Source organism: Nitrospira sp. Nam80, from assembly GCF_965152575.1.
In genome coordinates this window covers 4619449-4640176 of record NZ_OZ224216.1, presented here as the reverse complement: position 1 = coordinate 4640176, position 20728 = coordinate 4619449, and the positions used below count along the sequence as shown (strand labels likewise).

21 protein-coding genes and 1 pseudogene are annotated in these 20728 nt (G+C 54.3%); 13 read left to right on the top strand and 9 right to left on the bottom strand.

The window, feature by feature from the left end; genetic code table 11:
* The first annotated feature begins 30 nt into the window (after window positions 1-30).
* On the top strand, window positions 31-1275 hold the full coding sequence (locus tag ACWGXE_RS21815; RefSeq protein WP_447600242.1) for a tyrosine-type recombinase/integrase: 1245 nt from the start codon (window positions 31-33) through the stop codon (window positions 1273-1275).
* Between the two features lie 455 nt (window positions 1276-1730).
* Complete coding sequence (locus tag ACWGXE_RS21810; RefSeq protein WP_447600241.1) at window positions 1731-3341, top strand: trypsin-like peptidase domain-containing protein; 1611 nt, start codon at window positions 1731-1733, stop codon at window positions 3339-3341.
* A 418-nt stretch (window positions 3342-3759) separates the two neighbouring features.
* Here ACWGXE_RS21810 and dcd read toward each other — a convergent pair whose 3' ends face one another.
* Entirely contained in the window at window positions 3760-4329 is a 570-nt protein-coding gene (dcd, locus tag ACWGXE_RS21805; protein ID WP_447600240.1) for a dCTP deaminase, read from the bottom strand.
* Window positions 4330-5096: 767 nt separating this feature from the next.
* Between dcd and ACWGXE_RS21800 the strand changes: the two genes are divergently transcribed.
* The 3 genes from ACWGXE_RS21800 (at window position 5097) to ACWGXE_RS21790 (ending at window position 9538) form a co-directional block, all read left to right on the top strand.
* A complete protein-coding gene (locus tag ACWGXE_RS21800; protein WP_447600239.1) occupies window positions 5097-5642 on the top strand; it encodes a S1/P1 nuclease in 546 nt (181 codons plus the stop codon).
* Window positions 5643-6117: 475 nt separating this feature from the next.
* Window positions 6118-6552 (top strand): response regulator, encoded by a 435-nt coding sequence (locus ACWGXE_RS21795; RefSeq protein WP_447600238.1) that lies wholly within the window; start codon window positions 6118-6120, stop codon window positions 6550-6552.
* Between the two features lie 178 nt (window positions 6553-6730).
* Window positions 6731-9538, top strand: coding sequence for an nSTAND1 domain-containing NTPase (locus ACWGXE_RS21790; protein WP_447600237.1), 2808 nt, complete (start codon window positions 6731-6733; stop codon window positions 9536-9538).
* A gap of 549 nt (window positions 9539-10087) precedes the next feature.
* Here the strand turns inward: ACWGXE_RS21790 and ACWGXE_RS21785 are convergent.
* Window positions 10088-10450 (bottom strand): PilZ domain-containing protein, encoded by a 363-nt coding sequence (locus ACWGXE_RS21785; protein ID WP_447600236.1) that lies wholly within the window; start codon window positions 10448-10450, stop codon window positions 10088-10090.
* 55 nt (window positions 10451-10505) lie between these two features.
* Window positions 10506-10811, bottom strand: coding sequence for a hypothetical protein (locus ACWGXE_RS21780; protein ID WP_447600235.1), 306 nt, complete (start codon window positions 10809-10811; stop codon window positions 10506-10508).
* A gap of 253 nt (window positions 10812-11064) precedes the next feature.
* Between ACWGXE_RS21780 and ACWGXE_RS21775 the strand changes: the two genes are divergently transcribed.
* From ACWGXE_RS21775 to ACWGXE_RS21765, 3 genes are all read left to right on the top strand, one after another.
* Window positions 11065-11400, top strand: coding sequence for a PilZ domain-containing protein (locus tag ACWGXE_RS21775; protein WP_447600234.1), 336 nt, complete (start codon window positions 11065-11067; stop codon window positions 11398-11400).
* Between the two features lie 96 nt (window positions 11401-11496).
* Window positions 11497-11718 carry a hypothetical protein gene (locus ACWGXE_RS21770; RefSeq protein ID WP_447600233.1) on the top strand — a complete coding sequence of 74 codons (222 nt, stop codon included), beginning with the start codon at window positions 11497-11499 and terminating at the stop codon, window positions 11716-11718.
* A 90-nt stretch (window positions 11719-11808) separates the two neighbouring features.
* Window positions 11809-12366, top strand: coding sequence for a hypothetical protein (locus ACWGXE_RS21765; protein WP_447600232.1), 558 nt, complete (start codon window positions 11809-11811; stop codon window positions 12364-12366).
* A gap of 103 nt (window positions 12367-12469) precedes the next feature.
* Here the strand turns inward: ACWGXE_RS21765 and ACWGXE_RS21760 are convergent, their stop codons facing one another.
* From ACWGXE_RS21760 to ACWGXE_RS21740, 5 genes and pseudogenes are all read right to left on the bottom strand, one after another.
* Window positions 12470-12835, bottom strand: coding sequence for a response regulator (locus ACWGXE_RS21760; RefSeq protein WP_447600231.1), 366 nt, complete (start codon window positions 12833-12835; stop codon window positions 12470-12472).
* A gap of 220 nt (window positions 12836-13055) precedes the next feature.
* Entirely contained in the window at window positions 13056-13619 is a 564-nt protein-coding gene (locus ACWGXE_RS21755; RefSeq protein ID WP_447600230.1) for a hypothetical protein, read from the bottom strand.
* 144 nt (window positions 13620-13763) lie between these two features.
* On the bottom strand, window positions 13764-14522 hold the full coding sequence (locus ACWGXE_RS21750) for a hypothetical protein (RefSeq protein ID WP_447600229.1): 759 nt from the start codon (window positions 14520-14522) through the stop codon (window positions 13764-13766).
* A 14-nt stretch (window positions 14523-14536) separates the two neighbouring features.
* A pseudogene (locus ACWGXE_RS21745) lies at window positions 14537-14705 on the bottom strand (IS1 family transposase); the annotation flags it as partial.
* Between the two features lie 2782 nt (window positions 14706-17487).
* Window positions 17488-17700: a response regulator transcription factor gene (locus ACWGXE_RS21740; RefSeq protein WP_447600228.1), complete on the bottom strand. Its 213-nt coding sequence runs from the start codon at window positions 17698-17700 to the stop codon at window positions 17488-17490.
* 174 nt (window positions 17701-17874) lie between these two features.
* On the opposite strand from ACWGXE_RS21740, the gene ACWGXE_RS21735 reads away from it, so the two are divergent.
* The 5 genes from ACWGXE_RS21735 to ACWGXE_RS21715 all read left to right on the top strand — a co-directional run bounded on the left by ACWGXE_RS21735 (window position 17875) and on the right by ACWGXE_RS21715 (window position 20390).
* A complete protein-coding gene (locus ACWGXE_RS21735; RefSeq protein ID WP_447600227.1) occupies window positions 17875-18159 on the top strand; it encodes a hypothetical protein in 285 nt (94 codons plus the stop codon).
* 705 nt (window positions 18160-18864) lie between these two features.
* On the top strand, window positions 18865-19119 hold the full coding sequence (locus ACWGXE_RS21730) for a hypothetical protein (RefSeq protein ID WP_447600226.1): 255 nt from the start codon (window positions 18865-18867) through the stop codon (window positions 19117-19119).
* Window positions 19083-19532 (top strand): hypothetical protein, encoded by a 450-nt coding sequence (locus ACWGXE_RS21725; protein ID WP_447600225.1) that lies wholly within the window; start codon window positions 19083-19085, stop codon window positions 19530-19532. Before ACWGXE_RS21730 ends, ACWGXE_RS21725 begins: the two co-directional genes overlap by 37 nt.
* Window positions 19533-19561: 29 nt before the next feature.
* Window positions 19562-19954 carry a ribonuclease H family protein gene (locus ACWGXE_RS21720; protein ID WP_447600224.1) on the top strand — a complete coding sequence of 131 codons (393 nt, stop codon included), beginning with the start codon at window positions 19562-19564 and terminating at the stop codon, window positions 19952-19954.
* Window positions 19955-19958: 4 nt separating this feature from the next.
* The gene (locus tag ACWGXE_RS21715) at window positions 19959-20390 is read left to right on the top strand and encodes a hypothetical protein (RefSeq protein ID WP_447600223.1); all 432 of its coding nucleotides are present in this window, start codon (window positions 19959-19961) and stop codon (window positions 20388-20390) included.
* Window positions 20391-20471: 81 nt separating this feature from the next.
* Here the strand turns inward: ACWGXE_RS21715 and ACWGXE_RS21710 are convergent, their stop codons facing one another.
* Window positions 20472-20693, bottom strand: coding sequence for a hypothetical protein (locus ACWGXE_RS21710; protein ID WP_447600222.1), 222 nt, complete (start codon window positions 20691-20693; stop codon window positions 20472-20474).
* Window positions 20694-20728: the final 35 nt, after the last annotated feature.

Below are 20728 nucleotides of genomic sequence, written 5' to 3'. Positions count from 1 at the left end.
TCGCTCAACGACGATTTCAAGGAGGACCCCATGCTGAAATTGGTCACCCCATCGACTGAACCGCTCCCCGAAGGCCTTAACATCGACCTGCCGCCTGTGATTCTGGCCGAACTGAACACCCGCGCTCGGATGGCTGGTGAGCCCGTCGAGACCTATGCCGGGTATGTGGCCGAGTGCCTGGCCGGCCATCGCTTCCCGAAGATTGGCGATACCTGGCTCCGCGACTACTGCCGGACACACTACACGATTAAGGAAGTAGTCGAACTCTATAAGCGGCATCATCTGACCACGCTCAATGGCCCGCATTCGACCTTGTGCTGCATCTCTAAATACTTTCCGGCGCTGTATCCGCTGAAGCTCAGTGAACTCACCCGCCAGGGCGTCACTCAGTGGTATTTTGAGATCGCCAACCGGAGCCGCGCGCAAGCGACGAAGAGTCTGACCACGCTGCGGGCTCTGTATAACAAGGCGACGGAGTGGGAACTCTACGACGGCAAGAATCCCTCAGCGGGTATTAAGAAGTTTCGTAAATTTGCCCGCACCCGGTTTATCCAGCCTGGCGAGGAAATGAAGCGCCTCTTGGACTCGCTGATGACGGAGCCGGATGTCATTCAGGCGTATTTCTTGACGTGTTTACTCTGTGGCTGTCGCGGTGGCGAGGCGCGGAGCATGCGCTGGGCGGATCTCGACTTCACGAAGAATCTTTGGCACAAGCCCATGACGAAAAATGGGACGCCCCATACGATCCCGCTGCCGGATGAGGTTGCCGGCCGCCTCAAGGCGCTTCCCAGGTGTGGGCCGTATGTGTTTAGCGGCTCCGGACGTGGCGAATACCCGTGGCCCATTGAGACCGCGACCCTCTACTGGCGACGTATTCGGACCCGTGCTGGCTTGGCGGATGTGACCATCCATGATCTCCGCCGCACGTGGGCCAGTTGGGCCGCGATGGATGGAGAGAATCTCTCAGTGATCGCGGCCGTGCTCAATCATAGCGATATCAAACAGACGCAGATCTATGCTCGCCTCAATGCCGCCCCCGCATACAAAGCGATTGCGAAACAGGCTGCGGCAATTATGGCATCTGAAGGAACCGCCGAGCAGGCGGCCGCTATGTCTGCCCAGCCGCCTCCTGATCCATTTGGGCCTGCTGAGTCTTCTATCAGCCGCACGATCCTCCGGACCGGCATCACCTCCACTAGGCGCCCTCATCTCACTGCCCCTTCGTCGGAAAAGCAATACACCGATGAGCGAGATGAGATGGATTGGCCCGGCTGACCTATGGCATCGAACCAGAAGACGCTCGACTCGCCCCCGTCCTCGAAGTGTTCAACGAATGATGCGGCTTTTTATGTTCATGACTGGACGGCCTTCGAGTTCCTAATGAGGATGTGCCAGGACTGTGGGATTTCCTTGCTAGAGGAAAGGGAACGGCAAACTTCTGGTGATTAACCAACCATATGACATGACGACCCTATAACCATTAGGGTAGCTGGCTTGAGACCGTCGCCCAGTTACTTGAATGGCGCTTCCTTCCCTTACCACTCAGGCCCTGTTGAAAACATACCAAGTACACTTCTTGGACAAGAAAACGGTAGTCCACACCAGGTATATTCATGCTGCTTCCAGGACGCACGGTCAGGCCCCTGCGTCGGATCCTTTACGTGGGTGAAATAACGGTATAAAATCCCTCCCCTATAAATTCCGGCCGAGTCCTCGAAAGGCTTGTACAGATGAGGACCCTTTCCGAAGGTGGTCAATCACCCAGCGTGGTCCAGCTCAGCTTCAGATGGTTAGCCATGGGCTTGAGCTTCATCGGTTTAGCGGCCGCATTCCTAACCACAGTCTCGGAAGCGGTGAATGCCTCCGAAATTCAGACCGGCTCTGGATTCTATGTGAGCAAAGAAGGACACCTACTTACCAACGATCACGTGATCGAGAGTTGCGGTCGGATCGAAGTTGAACTGGGCGGTATTCGAAGAAAGGTACAGCTTATTGCCTCAGATACCAACAACGATATTGCCCTGTTGTTGGACAACGCGCAACCTAGAACTGTGGCGGTCTTTAGGGATGGCAAAATGATTCGTGCTGGGAGTGACGTTATTATTTTAGGGTATCCTTTGCATGGCGCGTTAGCTCACGAAGCGATTGTTACGACGGGAACAATCAGCGCTTTGGCGGGAATGATGAATAATGCCGCAACATTTCAACTCTCCGCTCCTACCCAACCAGGAAACAGTGGTGGACCTGTGCTCGATGCGAGTGGGACCGTTGTCGGTATGATGTATGGCATGCTGGATTCGATCAAAGGTACGAAAATGAGCGGACAAGTCCCGCAGAATGTGAACTTTGCCATCCATAGCGCGGTGGTCCGTTCGTTTCTAGAGGCTCACGGCGTTCCATATGTTTCACGGCTATCTGGACCTGTGAGAGATCGAGCGGATGTCGTAGAGGAGGCACGTCGATACACGGTTCTCATTCACTGCTTTGCCCCAGAAAAGGAGCCATCCGATGAGTTCGCACAAAATATCTTATTGAAGGTGTTTGATCGTGAAGCCCCTGGCTGGAGGCAGATTGACCTGAGCGACTATGAGAAGTGGCTCAAATCCCAGCCTTTGGCATATCAAAAGGCACTGAAGGCGACGCGGGATCCTTATATGTGGGCAGGCGCGTTGAACGATTTTATGAGTAGCCGACCAAACACTCCTTCGTCTAAAGGTTCTGAATCTAATAATATTATGAAGGATGTTCAGGATCCTCACGCGTCAAACACGACTACAGCCCAGTCTATAGAGGAGTATGAGCCCTACCCAAACGAAAATAGCCAGAGATATCCCTCTTTCTCCGAAGAGCTGGATCCGGAATTGAAAGAGCTGAAGCCTATCCAAGCTCCCCCCACGGTGAAGTTGCCGGAAGCAGTTCGAGAAACAAAGCCGATGTTTCGGGAGCCGCCGGTCCGGCAAGCGCCGGTCCAGCAACAACCGCCTCCGGTGAGTGCGAGCGTGCCGAAAATCAGCAAGACGCCCTTCACAAAGATGAATGTTCCCGAGTCATCGGGATCGAATACCTATCTGGCGTTGGTTCAGCGGGCTATCAATGAAAAATGGACGGCCCCGCCGGTTGACATCTCAGGCGCCGCGCTGACAGTGGTAATTAAGTTTCGCTTGTCGCGCAACGGAGTGATAAGCGGCGTTGCGATTACTCAACAGTCCGGCAATGATTATTATGATCTAGCCGCGCGCCGGGCGGTGTTGAGTGTGGATCGACTGCCCACGTTTCCCTCCGATATCACTGAGCAATTCTATGACATCCTTTATACCTTTGCGGTGGGCGGTGGACCTTAGTCATATATTCATATATTTGTTAAATCCACAGGGTCAAAGTCCTTACGGAAAGAGTGATGACCGTAGTTAGCTTCCGATTTCAATTCCCGTCGCCATAACTAAATTCTAGTTTCTGAGCCTGAAGACCGGGATTTGATTACCGAGGTTGTCTTGTCGATTATACGGCTGTGCGAGTGCGCGGAGCCTAGGAACTTTTGACTGGAGTGGCAGGAGAACTAAGAAAGGGCCGCCAGGTGGTCACGGCCTTTCTCTCGACGTGCAAGCTGTCCAAGATCACCATCTGGGAAAACCCGCAACAAGGCTAGCAGAACTGGGGACGAATTCGCAGTTCGTTCTTCGAAGATCCGGACGCGGGAGCGGCGGAGTAAATGGAAGATCTGAAGCAGAGCAGAGGCCAAATTAGGCAAATTGCTGAAAATTACCCAAGCGGCGATCGCTGCTCTCTAAATTGGCTCGATGGAGCGCCACCGTGGTCGCCCTCAACCTTTTCGACGATTAGTTGGCATATCCTTGAAACGCCAGGGATGACACGAACATGAAACGGGCCAAGGTTAATAATCTCTAGGGTTATCGGTGCTCCGTTTTCTCCGCCAAAATCTGCGTGTATCGTGGGAGCCGTCAGGTGAATCACAATGCCTAGGCGCGCAAGACTGCTTCTTCCTTCTACACGAGCCGCCAGCTTGCCGGATAGTGGTAGTCCAACCCTTTCAAGCGTTTGGGCAAGGACGAACTGGTCCGGCTCTATGGTGAATGATCCGTCGGTCTCAAGTTGAGCATCGCGCGAGTAGGTAGAAAGTTCTGGGAGCTTTACATCGTCATAATCCAAAACTAGTTTGGTTGCTCTTGCTACCTTCATCCAAACTTTCGCGATCTTCCCCAGGCGAAGGTCGATAGCAGTAGTGTTGTAATTTTGACGTGGAGGCTCGGGATCGATTATGAGGCGCTTATCGCTGATCGCAGCCTTAATAGCGGAATCGCTCAGAATCAACTTCTAATTAATTCCTCTTCTTGAATTAGAATTCTCGGCTGAGAGGTGAATGACGCCTGAGGCATATCAACCCAGGTCTTCCCCTCACCGGATGGTTCCACAACACGAACTCGTAATTGACCCTCTCCAAGGGTACTCTGAGTTGGTTCTTTTTGGATTTTTACATATTCCCTCGGAACGATCGATTGAAAGCTTCTACCCTCAACCACTATCTCCACAGTAACCTCATTCTCAAAAATGCCTGGAGATAGTTTGACAGGGATGAATACATACGCTTGTCTGTCATCCGATGACAATGGAATCACCTCCTAGTGTAATGGTGATAGTGACAGCTCCAAATATCATTCACAGAATACTGCGTCAAGGGAAGCAAACTTAATGCCAGTCCAGCAAATTTAGGGGCTGGCTAAAGTGTCCTCACTATTTATTCTCGGTATATCAACTCACAACATTTTATCTCGTAGATCCTCAATGTACTGTCTTGGTTTGAAGACTGCATATTTAACAGTTTCAAATTCGGCAAGCTGCCTGCAGAACGTACTTATTGATGTATTAACGGGGCGGCTATGCGTGTAAGTATACTCGTGTTGATGCTGCTTCTATTGGCGACTTAAGCCGTGCCCGTGCTCGCTGTGGGGCGACCTCGGCCATCGCGCAATCGGCGAAGCGGTGCAGGCCAATCTCCAGCCTGCCACCATCAAGGCGCTGGCCGACATTGTAGGAACTGGCGATGAACTGCCGATCGGCATGTTGGCTCGTCTCTCGTTGTGGCCCGATCAGATCCGAGCGTTCAACAAGAATGCGAATGCAGTGCTTCCCGGCTTTTCGCAAAGCGACCTGGCAAAGCGACCTGGAAGGAGGCGCGCGCCTATGTAAAGGCCCACCCAGATAATCCGGAATGGCATTATGTCGATCTGCCGCTTGGTTCCCTTCGTTACCCGGATCTCCTCAAGACAGACAATCCCGAGGATCCGGTGCTGCCGTTTACCCGGGCAAATGACATCGTGCAAATGATTCAGCAGTGTATTGACATTTTGGAGGCAGAGACCGAGTCACCCCATTTCACCAGGCTTCAGGCGCTGCGATGGCTTCTCCACCTGGTAGAAGATCTCCACCAACCCTTACATGTCGCCTCAGGCTATTACAGTACTGCGGCCGATGCCCTCCCCGTGCCGAAACGGATCGATGACCCGGCCACGGTGACCCACCAGTACTGTCTCAAAGAGCCCGCCAACGGCAGGATCGGCATCGATGACCAAGATGCTAGACATGATCTTGTTAGCATAGCGCCACGCGGGGGCAGCAGGCCCTAGGGAAGACACGGGAAACCTCCGCTGATTGCAGGGGACAAGGATTCTCATGGACAACACTTCGATTTGCCTCTCTTGCCTGAAGTCATTATCCAAATACATACACGACCGTATCCGTTTCGATACCCGTCGAGGTGCCTTCTCACCTTATGTGAAAAAGGTAACGGCACCACCTACCGCCGGGCCAATGGCCCTAGTAAATCAACTGGTTCAGGCATGGAACTCCCGGATCCTGGAGGTGAAGTCCATAGTGGTACAGGGCTTGCTCTTCTCGTCCACCAGTGACGCGGTGAACGAGAAGAGGAGGATGTCAAAATGGACCTCATGATGCTCATGGCTTTTGTACTCAGCGCGGGCGCAGCCCTTTTGTTGGCCCGAATGCTGTGGCCGGAGTAAGCGAATCGCCGCCGTGTTGGTGGGCGTCCGATGATAGACGGCCCGGTTGCAACGTACACATCAATTCAAAAAGGAGAACGCCATGACGGAGTACAGATCAGATTTATTCTTTGGAGCCTGCACAGGCAATGGCCGCATTCTCGTAGCCGATGATGAGCCTGCGATTCGGGCCGTCGTCCGCCGGATGCTCGAAAAGAACGGCTATGACGTGGTGGAAGCAGAGGACGGCGAGGCCGCTATTGAGGGGATCAATACCGGAGAGAACCGACTCATGGTGGATGCCGTAATCTGTGACATTCGCATGCCGAAGATGAACGGACTGGACGCCATCGCTTATTTTCGTCGGGCGTATCCTCACGTGCCGCTCATCGTGCTGACCGGCTACCCGGATACGGAAATGGCCGTGTCCTGTATGCGGGGCGGCGTGATGGACTATTTGGTGAAGCCGGTGGATGGCAAGCAGTTGAAAGCGGCTGTCGAGAAAGCAATGGAACAGCGGGAGATGGCCTGGCGGTGAGTAAATGCATTCCAGGTGCGCCGGGGGCACCAGGCAGGCACAAGGAAGGCATACCAGGGCAAATCATCCGCGCCCGACCCATGTAGGCTGAGAGGCAACCTCGATTGACACGAAGATAAATTAACGGCTAGGTTCTCGATCCTGCCGACCATTCACGCGTTCATTCTTCGGAAGTACCATGCCGAAGATTTTTGTTAGCCACTCCAGCATTAACAATGCTTCTGCACTGGCACTAGCAAGATGGCTAGAGGAGCAAGGCTGGGATGACTACTTCCTTGATATAACCCCTACCCGTGGGCTCAGCCCTGGCGAGCGTTGGCAGGCAGCCCTTAAGAAAGCCGCCGATCGCTGTGAGGCTGTACTCTTCCTGATTTCACCGGCATGGCGCGACTCCAAATGGTGTCTCGCCGAGTTCTTGCTGGCAAAGCAGCTCGGTAAGACGATTTTTGGTGCAATGGTTGAGACGACCCCACTGGACACACTAGCAAAAGAAATGACGAGCGAATGGCAGCTCGCTAATCTTGTGGATGGCGTGGAACGGCAGTTCTATCAAGTTCACGATGATCCTCTTGTTCCCGAAACTGTTATTTCCTTTGCCAAAGCGGGGCTCGCCCGTCTCAGAATTGGATTGCAGAAGGCAGGCCTCGGCGCTCTAAGTTTCGCGTGGCCACCCGAACATGAACGGGATAGGTGCCCATATCGTGGCCTTAAACCACTTGAGGCAGAAGATGCTGCTGTGTTTTTCGGCCGAGAGGCAGCAATTATCGATGGACTTGATACTCTTCGTACCATTAGGGAACGTGGGGTAGAACATCTCCTTGTTATCCTCGGCGCATCCGGGGCCGGTAAATCTTCGTTTCTGCGTGCGGGATTATGGCCACGTCTTCGCCGTGACGATCGGCATTTCTTAGTCTTCCCCGTCATCAGGCCAGGGCGGGCTGCACTGACCGGCTCGACAGGTCTTATTGCGAGCCTTGAAGTTGTGCTCCGCGAGTACAAAATCCAGAGCACACGCGCCGAGATTCGTGAGTGCGTTCGAGAGCCCGGGACGCTTAGGCAACTGATTAAAAAACTTCAGGATTGTGCCTTTACTCGTCTGGCACATCAGGGTAGCGTGCCGACAGTAGTAATCCCGATCGACCAAGGGGAAGAACTGTTTATTGCCGATGGATGCGGCGAAGCCGAGCACCTCTCTTGGCTGCTCGCAGATGTGCTTGGCACACAACGCGACGAGCCGTCGGCATGTCAGACATCTTCAACGGCTATAACAATCGTGGCCATCCGTTCTGATTCTTATGAACAACTCCAAACGGAGCCACGATTGCAGTCGCTTAAGAGCCGGCTATTCAACCTGAAACCAATGAGCCGTGCAGAATTCAAAGGCGTTATTGAGGGACCTGCGGCTAGAGCATCGGCTTCAGGTCGTAAACTATGGATTGAACCGGCCCTCACGGAACGGCTACTTCACGATGCAGAAGGGGCTGACGTGCTTCCGCTCCTAGGATTCATGTTGGAACGACTTTATGTCGAACATGGTAGCGATGGCGATCTAAGGTTAATAGAATACGAATCTCTCGGCGGGATGCGCGGGTCGATTGAGGAGGCGGTGAAGACAGCGTTCGCCGACCCTGCTCGTGTCCCGGTGATCCCAGAAGACCATGCTCAACGGACGAAGCTGGTCCGGCAAGCCTTCATCCCGTGGCTGGCTGATGTGGACCCTGATACTAAGAAGCCGAAGCGACGCGTCGCACGATGGGACGAATTCCCACCGGAAACGCATGCGGTGCTTGAACGTTTTATCGGTGCCAGACTCCTGTTGCGTGACCGACGCTTTTTGAACGATGTAGAGGGGGAATGCATAGTAGTCGAAATTGCGCACGAGGCATTCTTAAGACAGTGGCCTACTTTGGCCACGTGGCTCTTGGAGGATGCCGATCATCTCAGAGTGCTGGAGGGTGTAACCCGCAGTGCGGCAGAGTGGGATAACAATGTTCGCGCTGATGCTTGGCTAACACATACTGGCTCCCGCTTAGAGGCCGCAGAGGAGTTGCAGAATCGATTCGATTTCTACCGTCGCCTTGGCGATATAGGGCGGAAATATTTAATGGAATGCCGGCTGCAAGAGAACGTTTCTCAACGGGAAAAGGAACAGCAGCTGCAGAAGCAACTGGAGTTAGAACGTGCTAGAGCAGAGGCAGCTGAACAGGCACAACGGGAGGCTGATAATGCAAGAATTGAAGCGGCTAAACGTGAAGAGGCTGAAAAAGCCCGAGTTGAAGAGCAGAACCGACGCGTAGCTGCCCAAAAACAAGCGACCCGTCGTCTCGTTGGCGGGTTGCTCATAGGCGCGGTAATTTTTCTTGTGGCGAGCCTGTTTTGGTACCAGGCGCGGTCACACGCATTCGACAGGCTTATAGGACTGGGGTCCATTCTCGTCAAGAATCTGGCGCACAACGTTCGCTACGGGATCATCATCGAAGAGCGCACCATCCTGGATCAGTTCATCGATGGTGTGATGGACGTCGACGGAGTCGTCTACGTCATGATCTCCGGCGGAGACGGGCAAGTGCTCGCCGCCAAAAGCAACGGCAAGGTATTAGATTCACGTGGTAATTTACGGGACCCACAGAGACCGGTCTATCCCTATCCCGGAATTCTTGAAATAGTGATTAAAAGATCAGATGAGCCGGTGATTACCAAATTCCAGACCTCAAACGATACGGGTAGGGAAACAATCTTTGATTTTGCAGTAGTGCTCAAACGGCGTGAGACGGGGGTGAACTTAGACGCTTTGAGCCTTCAAGCGGAGGATTATGGGCGGTACCGAACAGAGGATACACAGCAGAGCCACACTTATGGAGTAGTTCAAATTGGCTTGACGGCGAGGGGCGAGTTATTTGATGAGTCCTTGGAAAGTTTCTTTGTGAACCTCGCGAATTATTTAGCACGGACCAATGATAATTATGATTATGGCACATACCCGTAGCAATCTCCGAATTATGGCACGGATTTGTCGTCGGGGAGTGGTCCAGGACCGCTCGCCCCGCCCTGTATAGGGGGCAAGTGCTTTAGCGAAGAGAACCTAGGAGCGAGCGAAGCGCAGTTCTCCGAGCCTTACAGGCGAGTTCAAAGGCTTGCTTCTCGCCGTACTTCTTCACCGAAAACTTCTTGTGGCGAGCCTTCCCATTCCCGATCGGCCACTGTACATCCCAGTAGACTCTATGGAATAGACCACCACGTCGTCCTTTTTCCATGACATCGACTCGGCTGACACCCGACACCCCGGAGCGATTATTCTTCTTCCTGATCGCACAGAGTTGCTGACGTGTTAGTGGTCGCAGTTCAGAGTTGAGGCGGTCGCGGTAGGCTGTTGCCGCTTTGAGGGCCTGGCGTTTCCCGCCGTGCACGCGATCGCTGAAGTGCCGATTGTAAATCCGGCCTCGGCGCTGGAGGGTGACTAACCAGGAATGTGTCCGAGACGGGTCATGATCAACTCGATAGATGGCGTAGACGCTTGAGCTTCGTAGCGGCATGCTTACACCCCCGAGATGCCGGTCCACATGACGTGCTCGCTCCATGTCGATGTCCGGCGCCTGTCAACCATGCCGACATGCATTCGCAAGCGAGCCTGGTCCCCTTCTGACATGCGAATAAATTCAATGCCGGCCTTCGAACACTGAACCCACCGCACAGCCGCGAGCGCAATCCACAGCGATCCCTGCGCAGGCGCGAGAGTCAGCCGCATCTGAATGAAATGACCCACTTTGAGCTTGAGGCCCGTGTCGATCAGGCAGCCTGGCACGGACAGGTTGAGTAATGTTCCCTGCCCCACCAAGCCGTCACAGGATAACGTCACGCCACAGACAAATGGCCGTCGCGCACTATACCGAGGCGTCACAAGCATCCCTCCTTGATGAAGTCATCACAAGCCGTACCGAGGATCGCCGTGTGCTTCATCGGTGCCCTGCGAACATGCGTTGTAAGATGGTCTGATCAGTTTCTGGTAGCGTCTCAAACTGAACGTTGAAGGTATCCCAGTGTTTCCAGGTGACAGAGGCCCGGGTCACACACAGCGGCCAACTGGTGTCCGGAATATAGAGCCGCAGCTCCAGCTCGGTGCCGGGGTCACAGCGCGTCGGACTTACAATGCGGCACTCTTTTTCCGTGAGCTCGTGCACGCGGCCGGTGCTCTCAGACCATCCCGGCGCTGTGACTGGTCGAAAATCCACTCTGAATCCACTCCTTGCCACTGTTTCCATGTTAGGCTCCTTCTTGAATTGGATTTTACTGCGACGACGATTCCAGCATAGCGCGCCGAAGCCGTGCTGACTATTGCGCGGACGGCGTACCGCGAATGGCTAGGGCCACGCCTTCCCAATCGTGCGTTTGAAGGCAGTGGAGATTATGAGAAAGCCAAGCCGAGACGCGCGTGAACAGCGGGTTGCCGGATGAGATCGCACTCCCTCCAACGGTGGACTAGTCGCTGGCCTTCCTGTCCAGTATCGTGAGGTCATGCATAGTCCAAGATCGTTTCACATCCGTCAGTACCGGCGGGTTGCCGTACACTGCCGGTTATACTTCGCGACGAAGAATCTTCGCGGGACAGGGACGGTGTGGAACCTGTCGGTAGGGGGCTGGAGAATGGATACGGACCTACCCTTGACACCGGGCACACACCTGAAGCTCTTTGTCATGCTGCCGGATGGGGCACCGCCCATCGTCGTGGACCAAGCGGTGGTCTGTTGGCGCCGAGGGCCAGACGTGGGGCTGTTGACACGTCATATGGCTGCTCCGCAGGCAACCCGGCTCACCGAGTTCATTGCCGCTCGCATGACGGCGCTGGTGTGACCGGCGTCTTCCACACCCCTAAGGGGCTACTCCAATCAGGTCTGGCATACGGGCGGGACTCAGCTATCCTTGTCCTATCGAACAAGGAGGTCGCCTATGCAATGTCCGCCCTGTCACCGCCCCATGAAGCTGGTCGATTATATAGATACGCGCGAGGCGCTGCCGTTGGTCTGGATGACGGGCTGGCGGTGTGAGTACTGCGGCTTTGCCATCAATCCGTTGGGCGAATTCAATCGCCGGTTTCTTGAATTCGATATGGACCAGGGGCGCCGCGCGGTGCACCGCGACGTGGCGGCTACAGACGTTGGAATAGCCTGAAAGGAACATACCCCGCTCGTGTTATCTCAGGGGCGTCATGCCGTCAGTGCAGACCCGTGCTAGGCTTGGGTGTAAGGAGATTACGGAGCCATGATTATCCGAGTCGAGGTTCAGCATCACACCGGCACCCCCGCGTACTGGCAATTGAAACGGTGCCAGGTGCAGGTCGGCGGGCTCATGCAGGATGTAAGTAATCCGGCGCTACTCCGTCCCATTCGGTTCGACACCTTGGAAGAGAGTATCCGTCACGCCAAAAAGGCGACCTTCGGCTACTTAGAGGCGAAGCGTCACAAAGAGATGCCGGATCAAATGGACTGGCGGGTGTATGAAGAAGGCCGACTCTTCCCCTGTCCGGTGTGTCAGCAACCGCTCTACCGCAAGGCGAAGCTCGGGCGCTTTGGCAACAGCCTCGATTTACACGACTGGGGGTGCGTCCGTTGCAAGAAAACCGTCACAGTAAACACGGCGGGTCTGGTATCTGGCGATTCCGCCCCGTCTCACCTCACGCCTGTGCCCGCGGCACCGTCCCAGGAGCGCGTCATCAGTCTCCCCAGCACGGCATGGACCGCCAATACGCAGGACAACGCTATCGCAGCTGCGGTCGTTTCCCCCCTGTTGGACAAGTCATCAAGCCCGGTGTTGCGATAATCTACGGACAAAGTGTGGCTGCCTCCTCACCATCCCAGATTGTGCTGCTATCCGTCTTCGCTTATGATGTGCCAGGAATTCTCGCCAGAGACCGAATATGTTCTCAAGTACCGTCCAATAGCTCTTGCACCTTCTTCAGCAAGGTTTCGCAGTCCAAGGCGTCGTGCACAATGGCATTCGCGCCGAACAGTTTTGACGTCATCAAGGCATCGTCGCTCCCGGTCTGGGTTGAGACAGCTATGATTTTGACACTGGGGTTGTCCTGCCCCAGGGCCACAATGACTTCTAGTCCATCACAATCCGGCAGGTGCAGATCGGTAATCACCAGCGTGGTCGGAGATTCGTTGTACCGTTGAATCCCTTCACGCCCCCTCGACTCCTCAATGACCTCATGGCCCGCCCGCTCAAGCAGTTCCCGGTACAGGGCGCGGACCACATCCTTGCTTTGAATGATGAGAATAGAGGCCATGGGTGGATGAGAGAATGTATCAAAGGGGGGCGAATCTGCGTAGGGGCCTTTCGCCTCTAGTGGTTACCGTATAGGGAACGAGTGGAGGTTAAGGTTGAGGGTTTGAACCAGCGGGCCGTCTTGTTGTCTCGCATTCAAGGTCACCTCGGCCCATGGCACGCAAGCTGGAAATACCTCAGCCCGATCGTGGCCACCGTCCGGCACTGGTGCCAATCATGGGCTACCCTTTCGGACCGAATGAGAACTGGGTGGAGGGAATCATCTTCGTCATCATATTCCCGTAGTTTTGCGCCTTCTGGGACTCGTACATGCCCTGCGCCTGGACCTGACTACTGATACGCGACGCCTCCGCGCCGGATGCGCCGGATAGGCCCTGTGTCGCGCTCGCTTGGTTCCCCGTTGCGAAGTTCATCACTTGGGGGATGAACCATTGGAAGAAGTTCGGCGTCACTTGCGCGATTTGACTTTCGCCTTGCATGGCTTGATCGGCGAGGATGCGCTGGCCGAACGGCGTCCCCGCCATCCGCGACCGGCCGAGGGCGTCCATCGTCGTTTGCCGGCCCCTCGCCACCCCCGATTTCGTGCTCTCGATGACGGAGTTCATCAGCCCGTTGGTGAAGTTCCCCTTCCCCGTCCGCAGGATCGAGTCCCCCTCCCCCAGGACCGCCCGCATGAACGGGGCGATGTGCTGCATCGTCGTGTCCATCCAGCCCGCTTGGAGGCTGGAGTACGGGTTCTGTTCCGCTTTCGGTTGGCTGGGGTTGCCGCCTGATACTGAGCCCATGATGAGCCTCCTCAAATGCGCGTGTGGTGAGGGTGACGTACCAGGCCGACTGGCCGTCCCACGCCCCAGGTAGTTCTTCGGAGATAGAATACCCTAATCGTCGGTGGGCATCAAGAAGCGCGGGCTGGCGACACTGGTAAAGCTTTAGCCGGTGAGGCCTAGCTGATGTGCCGCCGATTCGAGGTCGATGATGAATCGTTGAGCGATACATCGCATTCTGTAAAGGACTTCGACTACTGGTCTATTTGCTATGCCGGGGATTTCCTCAAAGCCTATGAAGGACGGAAGATTGAACTGCGCATTTCCGAAGTACTCTTTGGAGACAATATACACAGTCATTTCATTTTTCGAGCGATCCCAAACCAGGGGTGGGACTCGACAGTCATGTCCGCTGTCCTCATGAATTCCGAAGCCAGCAATAATGAATCCAGGTTTAGTAAGGAACCTATGCTTATTTGTCTTACAGGCCTCGTTGAGAGCCCAAAGGGTGTCATTTCCTCCAAGGTATGGTTTGCAAGAACAGATCAACTCCCTAATTTCTTTAGGCAGGAATCCAAACTTTCCATTTATCGCCCCATTGAAGTCTCCCTCGTTGGAAGAAAATGGGAAATAAATATCCCTGGGATTCACCCCGCCAATTACATCAGCAATAGCGAAAATCGCCTGGTCCAGGGAGGCGCGAAGATTGTAAAGGGCATCGGCTGTGGTGGCTTCGAACGAGGGAGGGAACTGCTTAGTCAGTCTAAATTTAAAGCTATCGTGCAATCCATCAGCATGCGGCTCTCTGACAAGAGCATATGGTCTTCTATCAAACCAAGCATTAATAGCTTTATGCAGGTTATAGGTGTGCTGCCTGCCCCGTGCAATGCTGCGCCTAGCAGGCTTGAATAGTTTAGAGTCCATTGGCTTCGCATAATTTAACCGAGTAGTCCAGCTATTTCATCAAGTGACCATACATGATCCGTTATTCCTGCCTGCATTGCAGGAGTAACGGGCAACGTTTGATGAATCCCACGAAATTGTAGTACATAAAATAGAGCGCGCCAAGGCGTGCTGGTGATATTCAATTTTCTTTGAATGCGCATTGGCTGCAAAAATAGGTATGGCAAGTATCGATCACCGTACCCATGTTGGAGGCTTTGTCCGCCGCCATATTGATAATTAGCGGTCTAAGCTCATTTCTTCTTCGGCATTCTAGAGGCGGGCCTACCTTGTTTAAGCTTCCATGGTACTAGCGTGCCACCTATGGCCGTTTCGACCACGGACCGAGGAAGGGCCATTGCAGCGGAGAGGCAAACTTTACCAGTACCGACGAAGCCACAAGTAAAAGGTGTAAGATTCTAGATCTTCAGAAATCCCGATAGAGTTACTTTGAGCGTTTCCTCCACCGAGCATGAGCGGCCTGCGATGCGGCAGCTTTCCTCAAACTTCCATCCATGCTGACTGTCAAGTACAAAACAGTCGTCTAGACGGTAATTAAGTACTTGTCAGCTTTTTCACTTTCCAATTTGATGCGCGCGAATCTGAGAGCCTTCCGGCAGCCGGAAGCCAGCCTGAGGGGGCCTCCCCGGTCTCGTGATAGGTGTTAATCAGGTGTTAGCGAGAGCGACAAATCGCGTTGGTCTGAAACAAAGAGCGACAGACACCGACAAGGAATCACTCATGAGCATTCCCCCACCCGAGGCGGGATTGCCCAAGTCGTCAATGACTTGAGCAACCCCCTCTGATACAATCCCGGCTTCGGCACCAAGATTCAACTTCATTTGCCGTCCATGGGCTTACGTCGACTCCATACGGCACAGCTCACGTTTGATAACGATCGCTATCACATTAAGAAACGATCCTCATACGATTGGTTCAAACATCGTATGGACCTAAGCAGCCTGCGGGCGCGAATGCCGCCTCAAACGAAGGCCCGGCTCCGTTAGCACAACTGCCTAAACGTTTGCTGGCTGTCACTCACAATGAATGAATGCGGTGATGCACCTGAGCCTCGGCAGGGGTCCTCTAAACCCGGTAGAGTTCCAAAGCCGGGCGGAATGAGCGTATATGCGTGTCAATCAATCAGCAGCAAGCCATTCTGGTGCGATCCTGACGAAGCTTCAACCTTTGAGGCTCCACGAAAACCTTATTCCCGAGATGATTCTTTCTTAGGAGCATTACGGTTTACTGGTCCTGGTGATCCTTGTCCAGGTATCCGGCGCTACTGGTCTCCTTAAGCAGCTTCTTTCGCCTCGGTCCCATCCTGTCTACTACCTTGACGTGTTCTCAGTCATCATCAGTCTGGATTCTCTTCTGGACACGTCTCCCCAAGCGTGGCTGAACCTATAATTTTCGCAATACCAGACGGACGACATTCAGGGAGACGGTGAGCTTTTATTGGCACTTTTTATTTCGCTGACCCATCCCATCGGGGTGACAGACAGTCTGTCTATCTCCATGAAGCAATCCTTAAGCATGCCCTCGCATGGGGGGCCCGCCGGCGTCGATTGGGCTTCTGTCCGATGGCTATACCTCCATGTGCGACCATTTGTTGTATCAACGAGAAAAATCGTCGTTTGATGTGCAGACACAAGCTGGAATCTTCCCACCTCATCACGAGCGTCTTTAGTTGCTCCGAGGAAAAGTAAGCCAGCGAAGATAATGCTCGCTATTGCCAACAAATTGAGGTGTGAGTGCATTGTATCCCTCCAATGAGCGCCAAAGGCTTCATTCGGCCTCACATTTGTACTGAACACATGCCGGAAGGTATAGACGCCACTCGGCGTTCTACCCCGTCCGACAAAGCCGTGTCACAATGCCGGGCGAACATGGCCAGGCAAAGTCGCATCACACCCGGCATGACCTCAGGCAGAGCCGCCTCGATCCTCGGGTCGATCTCGACGATGTATCCCTTCATGGGTTGAGTTTGCCCTTGGTTTACCACTCGGCACGTACCACCATTCACGGAACGGTATGTCGGATCATAGAATCCGTTGGAGGTTAAACACCGTAAGAGCGTGGGAGAATGTTGGTGACGCATTCTTTGCCGACATCCTCGAATGTGCTATTCGATACTTGGCACTCCGTAGTGTAGTTAGTGATGCCGCCCAGCCCAATGGGTTCGCCGACAGTCAGATCACGGCCGTCGCTACTGATTCCGAAGGCGAGGACTGTGCAGCCCTGACCTTGTTTCGCTCGGAGAGGGATGGATTGGAGTACGCCAACGGCATCGTATGGGAGAAGCAACCAGGCAGCTTGAGAGTACCGCACCGGACAGCAATGTACGACCATTCATAATAGCACTCCTTTGGATGATTCGTAGTCATTGCGACTCTTTGCAGGTGCTCGATCTTATCATGCCGTCGATCCATAGTAGAGGGCTAGGCAAGCCAGGAACCATGCATGCCGGCTCTAGCCACGATTCGCGTGGGTCTGCCGCATACTCAAACCACAAGCGCCCGACTAGGCATCCCCCTGGGACGGTAAGTGCTCCTTGCATCATTTCCTTTCTCTCATCACACAAGGCTGTGCATAAGTAGAAAGACAAATGGACATAGTCAAAGTACTTAATTTAACTTGGGACAAACCCTGAGAAGGGGAACCAGCAATAGAATTCGCACGTGTCAATCCTCAAGATATTGGGGTAATGGTGCGTTTATGATCTATGCTCATGAAATAGGCAAGATGTCGAATCATGCATGGACACGGAGCATTCCCCTCCGAAATGGATCCCAATCCACAGCCTTATCCACAGATGTTGTGAAACCAGGGTGCTTGGACGGTATAAGAGGCTGCGCTACCACAGGTGGTAGAGGACGAGTCGGAAAAGAGGGTGAGACGGCAGCATTGAGCCGCCTCGTCTTCCTTCAGCCGGCCTTAGCCTTGCTCACTTCTTTTCCGCGAGGATGCCTTCTCGAAGCGCGATCTTGAGCACGGCCGCGGTCGTCGTCACGCCGAACTTGCTTCGAATCTGCTGTCGATACATGGCGATGGTATTGTAACTCCGGCCTAATTTGTTTGCGATCTCCCTGGTCGAAAGGCCTTCCCAGACGAACTGGAGTACTTCGCGTTCGCGCGGCGTGAGCGGTTGGTATTTCATTCTCGATCCCAATCGTTCGTCTGACTCACTTCGTAATAAGTAGAGGCAACTGTGTGCACAAGAGGCGTTTGGCTCCGGCCATCGTCACGTCCGGGAACGGAATCATGGCAGAGATCGTGCCACACTAAGAGCTTTGCATTCCGGCTGAACGGCTCTACAAGCCGGTTTCTGTCCATGCTAGCCTCCGCCGACATGATTCAGGTCACCACTTCCGTCTACAAAGACAGCGCCGCCGACGGTATTCGGGCAGCGAGAGATCCCGATTCTTGGCGCGTTCGATCGTGCACGATCGATTTTGGCTTGGATCGCCAGCCGATGACCGTGTCTTCCGAGTGGGTCTATGCGTCACCCGACGCGGCACACGAAGACATGCGCGCGCTGGCCATGGAAAGAATCAGGCTATGCGGCTATGCCGAATCGGAACAGGATATTTGTTGGAGGCTCCATATGATCGGATGAGTCGCGGAAACAGGGAATCAGGCGTAGAATGGAGTCGCCGGGCCACTCGCTCTCATTCCGACATTGGGAATACCGGACTACCGAGGTTCCCAGGTGGGCCGAGATCTATGGTAGCCTAGGTTTTGCCTTTTCCCTGGTGCGTGAGATGAGCCGCAATGTCATCTCACATGTCGGTGGTGCTTCCAACCAGTCGGGGTGCGTGGGATACATTCTTCATTCCGATCAAGACGTGATTTTACAGAGAGTGAATCAAGAGAATCAGCCAAGCTGCACGGCTGTATTCCGCCATCTTTCCGACGACTGACTCTTGCGAGTACCGCGCTTCGTTTCCGATCCGGTATTCCCTGCGCATACGTCCAGACGTCCTGGAATTGTAGGGACAGACAGATGCCGTCCTGCATCACGTATATGACCCCCGCTGTAAACGTCAGGGTGAAGCCGATCGCCCCAAGCACACGAGCGAGATGCTAGGTGCAGTACCTTCCTGTGAAATCTAAGATAAGCCGGCCGCATGAACGCCTTGTAAGGACCGAATGAAGACGTTGTTGTATTTTCAGCGCTCGCCGGCACGGCAAAAATTCTGCGGTTCGGCAGGAACATCAACGTCCTATTGCGTAATCAATTGTAGACGGGTACGCTGAGGCTCATCAGTGACCGGCCATAATGAGTCTTGCTCTAGCCGGCCGAAGAGATCGAGAGCTGCGGATGATCGACGCAAGGATTGAGTTGCGGCAAGTGCCTGGAGGGTGGGAACAGGTGCGCTGCACCGTAGCCGTGCATGAGGACCAAGCGGTCGTCCTTGATATTCCAGCCAGGGTGGAAGAAATCTTTCCAAGTCAGGAACTCGCCGTCGCGATGCTGAAGGAGCGCGTGACGTTCGAACTCCAGCAGAATCATCGACACGAGTCGGGGGACGATATCAAATGGCTCATTACGGTGCATCCGGACCGCGCTCATTAGCCACGGGCGGGCCGGTCGGCACTCGGTTGGCTGTTCCACACAGAAGCCTAACCTACAGAATTCTGATCTCCATCGCGTTCGCATTATTGTTCGTGTCCGCCGCGCCGGCGCAGGAGAAGGGCTCGTCTCCGTTTCACGTGGTTCCATTTAATGTGGACAAGGTGGCATGGATCACATTGACCGAGAAATTGGAAGTGGTAATCGCCTTCAAGGATCCGATCGATGAAATCCATTCGGCGATGTGGACGAAAGCCCGCGATATCGAGGCGGCGCTGAAACTCCTCGAACTGTTCCAAAAATCCCTGATCCAGTCTCTTGAGATCAATACAAAAGACCCGTTGAGCCTCCGTGATGTACAGCGGTGCAAGGTTCGGTGCGAGATCGTCGGGCTGCGATTCGCTCCTACCCGCTAGAAACCGTGAACCCCGGCGGATTCCATGAGATGATCTACATCTACACGGACGGCAGTTGCCTCGGAAATCCGGGCCCCGGCGGCTGGGCCTATGTTATTCGGGATGGAGCGCTGGAAAGAGAAAACCACGGATCCGACCCCTTCACCACGAATAATCGCATGGAAATGACGGCGGCCATTGAGGCCTTGAAAACTTTGCCGCGTGAACAGAGATCGGTGGTCCTGTACTCTGACTCACAATTGCTCATCAAAACCATGACGCTCGGATGGAAACGAAAAAAGAACCACGACTTGTGGGTTCAATTGGATGAATTCTGTTCCTTGCACCGGATTACCTGGGAGTGGGTGCGCGGGCATCACGGGCATGTGGAAAACGAGCGCTGTGATCGATTGGCGCAATGCGCCGCTAAAGCCGCGAGGTGACACGATGCGTATGTTCTTTGTCATTGCGACGAGCCTCGTCCTCATCGCTTGTGCGGGACCACCCACTCCACTTAAGCCGACGGCGGACGATGGTCTCGCCATTATGAAGCGGGTCAATTTCGAATCTCCTCCCGAAGCGAAACTGCGGACGGCGCAAGATCTCTTGACCCATGCCGAGGAGTATGATCGCCAACTGACGCCGTCAAGTACGACGGAGACCAAAATGGAAGCGCAACGGTTCAGGCGAAGTGAACGAGCCACCGCCGCCATTCTGATGAGGGATGCCGGCGCCGATTATCTGAGGCAACACGAGACGGATAAGGCGCGCGAGGTGTACCGATCGATCATTACGACCTTTACCGGGGAGAATGAAATCAGTTTTCGAAGGGGCGCGGAGGCCGCACTCCAACGTGTGAATGAAGGCGAGTCGAAATGACGCTTCCATTCCGTTGAGCGAGGGATGTCCGGAAGCGGACAGCGCATCCAATCCGTGCAACGGCAGAGGGCAGAAGGCGGGTCAGCGACGGCGAAAACGATAGAAGCGACGGCCGCATTCCCAGCAGCGAAACGGATAGCGGCCGATCCAGCTGAAGAGAAATTCCTTCATGCCATGCCGGGTGGAGCGATAGATGCGGTGGGTGCAGGTACATTGGCGGGTGAGTATTTTGTCTTTGTAGGCGACCGTGTACATGGACCCTTGATTCTCTGCCGATGCGGGAAGAAAGTCAACCGATGACATGACCGAACCGGATCCTTTGGTATGAGTCGGACATT

Excerpts from the sequence above, each read along its gene's own strand:
- ACWGXE_RS21755 (WP_447600230.1), bottom strand. The coding sequence starts at position 13,619 with ATGGGCTCAGTATCAGGCGGCAACCCCAGCCAACCGAAAGCGGAACAG.
- ACWGXE_RS21715 (WP_447600223.1), top strand. The coding sequence starts at position 19,959 with ATGCGTATGTTCTTTGTCATTGCGACGAGCCTCGTCCTCATCGCTTGT.
- ACWGXE_RS21730 (WP_447600226.1), top strand. The coding sequence starts at position 18,865 with ATGATCGACGCAAGGATTGAGTTGCGGCAAGTGCCTGGAGGGTGGGAA.
- ACWGXE_RS21710 (WP_447600222.1), bottom strand. The coding sequence starts at position 20,693 with ATGTCATCGGTTGACTTTCTTCCCGCATCGGCAGAGAATCAAGGGTCC.
- ACWGXE_RS21775 (WP_447600234.1), top strand. The coding sequence starts at position 11,065 with ATGCATAGTCCAAGATCGTTTCACATCCGTCAGTACCGGCGGGTTGCC.
- ACWGXE_RS21810 (WP_447600241.1), top strand. The coding sequence starts at position 1,731 with ATGAGGACCCTTTCCGAAGGTGGTCAATCACCCAGCGTGGTCCAGCTC.
- ACWGXE_RS21735 (WP_447600227.1), top strand. The coding sequence starts at position 17,875 with ATGCTAGCCTCCGCCGACATGATTCAGGTCACCACTTCCGTCTACAAA.
- ACWGXE_RS21765 (WP_447600232.1), top strand. The coding sequence starts at position 11,809 with ATGATTATCCGAGTCGAGGTTCAGCATCACACCGGCACCCCCGCGTAC.
- ACWGXE_RS21780 (WP_447600235.1), bottom strand. The coding sequence starts at position 10,811 with ATGGAAACAGTGGCAAGGAGTGGATTCAGAGTGGATTTTCGACCAGTC.
- ACWGXE_RS21740 (WP_447600228.1), bottom strand. The coding sequence starts at position 17,700 with ATGAAATACCAACCGCTCACGCCGCGCGAACGCGAAGTACTCCAGTTC.
- ACWGXE_RS21760 (WP_447600231.1), bottom strand. The coding sequence starts at position 12,835 with ATGGCCTCTATTCTCATCATTCAAAGCAAGGATGTGGTCCGCGCCCTG.
- ACWGXE_RS21795 (WP_447600238.1), top strand. The coding sequence starts at position 6,118 with ATGACGGAGTACAGATCAGATTTATTCTTTGGAGCCTGCACAGGCAAT.
- ACWGXE_RS21720 (WP_447600224.1), top strand. The coding sequence starts at position 19,562 with ATGATCTACATCTACACGGACGGCAGTTGCCTCGGAAATCCGGGCCCC.
- ACWGXE_RS21790 (WP_447600237.1), top strand. The coding sequence starts at position 6,731 with ATGCCGAAGATTTTTGTTAGCCACTCCAGCATTAACAATGCTTCTGCA.
- ACWGXE_RS21770 (WP_447600233.1), top strand. The coding sequence starts at position 11,497 with ATGCAATGTCCGCCCTGTCACCGCCCCATGAAGCTGGTCGATTATATA.
- ACWGXE_RS21815 (WP_447600242.1), top strand. The coding sequence starts at position 31 with ATGCTGAAATTGGTCACCCCATCGACTGAACCGCTCCCCGAAGGCCTT.
- ACWGXE_RS21725 (WP_447600225.1), top strand. The coding sequence starts at position 19,083 with ATGGCTCATTACGGTGCATCCGGACCGCGCTCATTAGCCACGGGCGGG.
- ACWGXE_RS21750 (WP_447600229.1), bottom strand. The coding sequence starts at position 14,522 with ATGGACTCTAAACTATTCAAGCCTGCTAGGCGCAGCATTGCACGGGGC.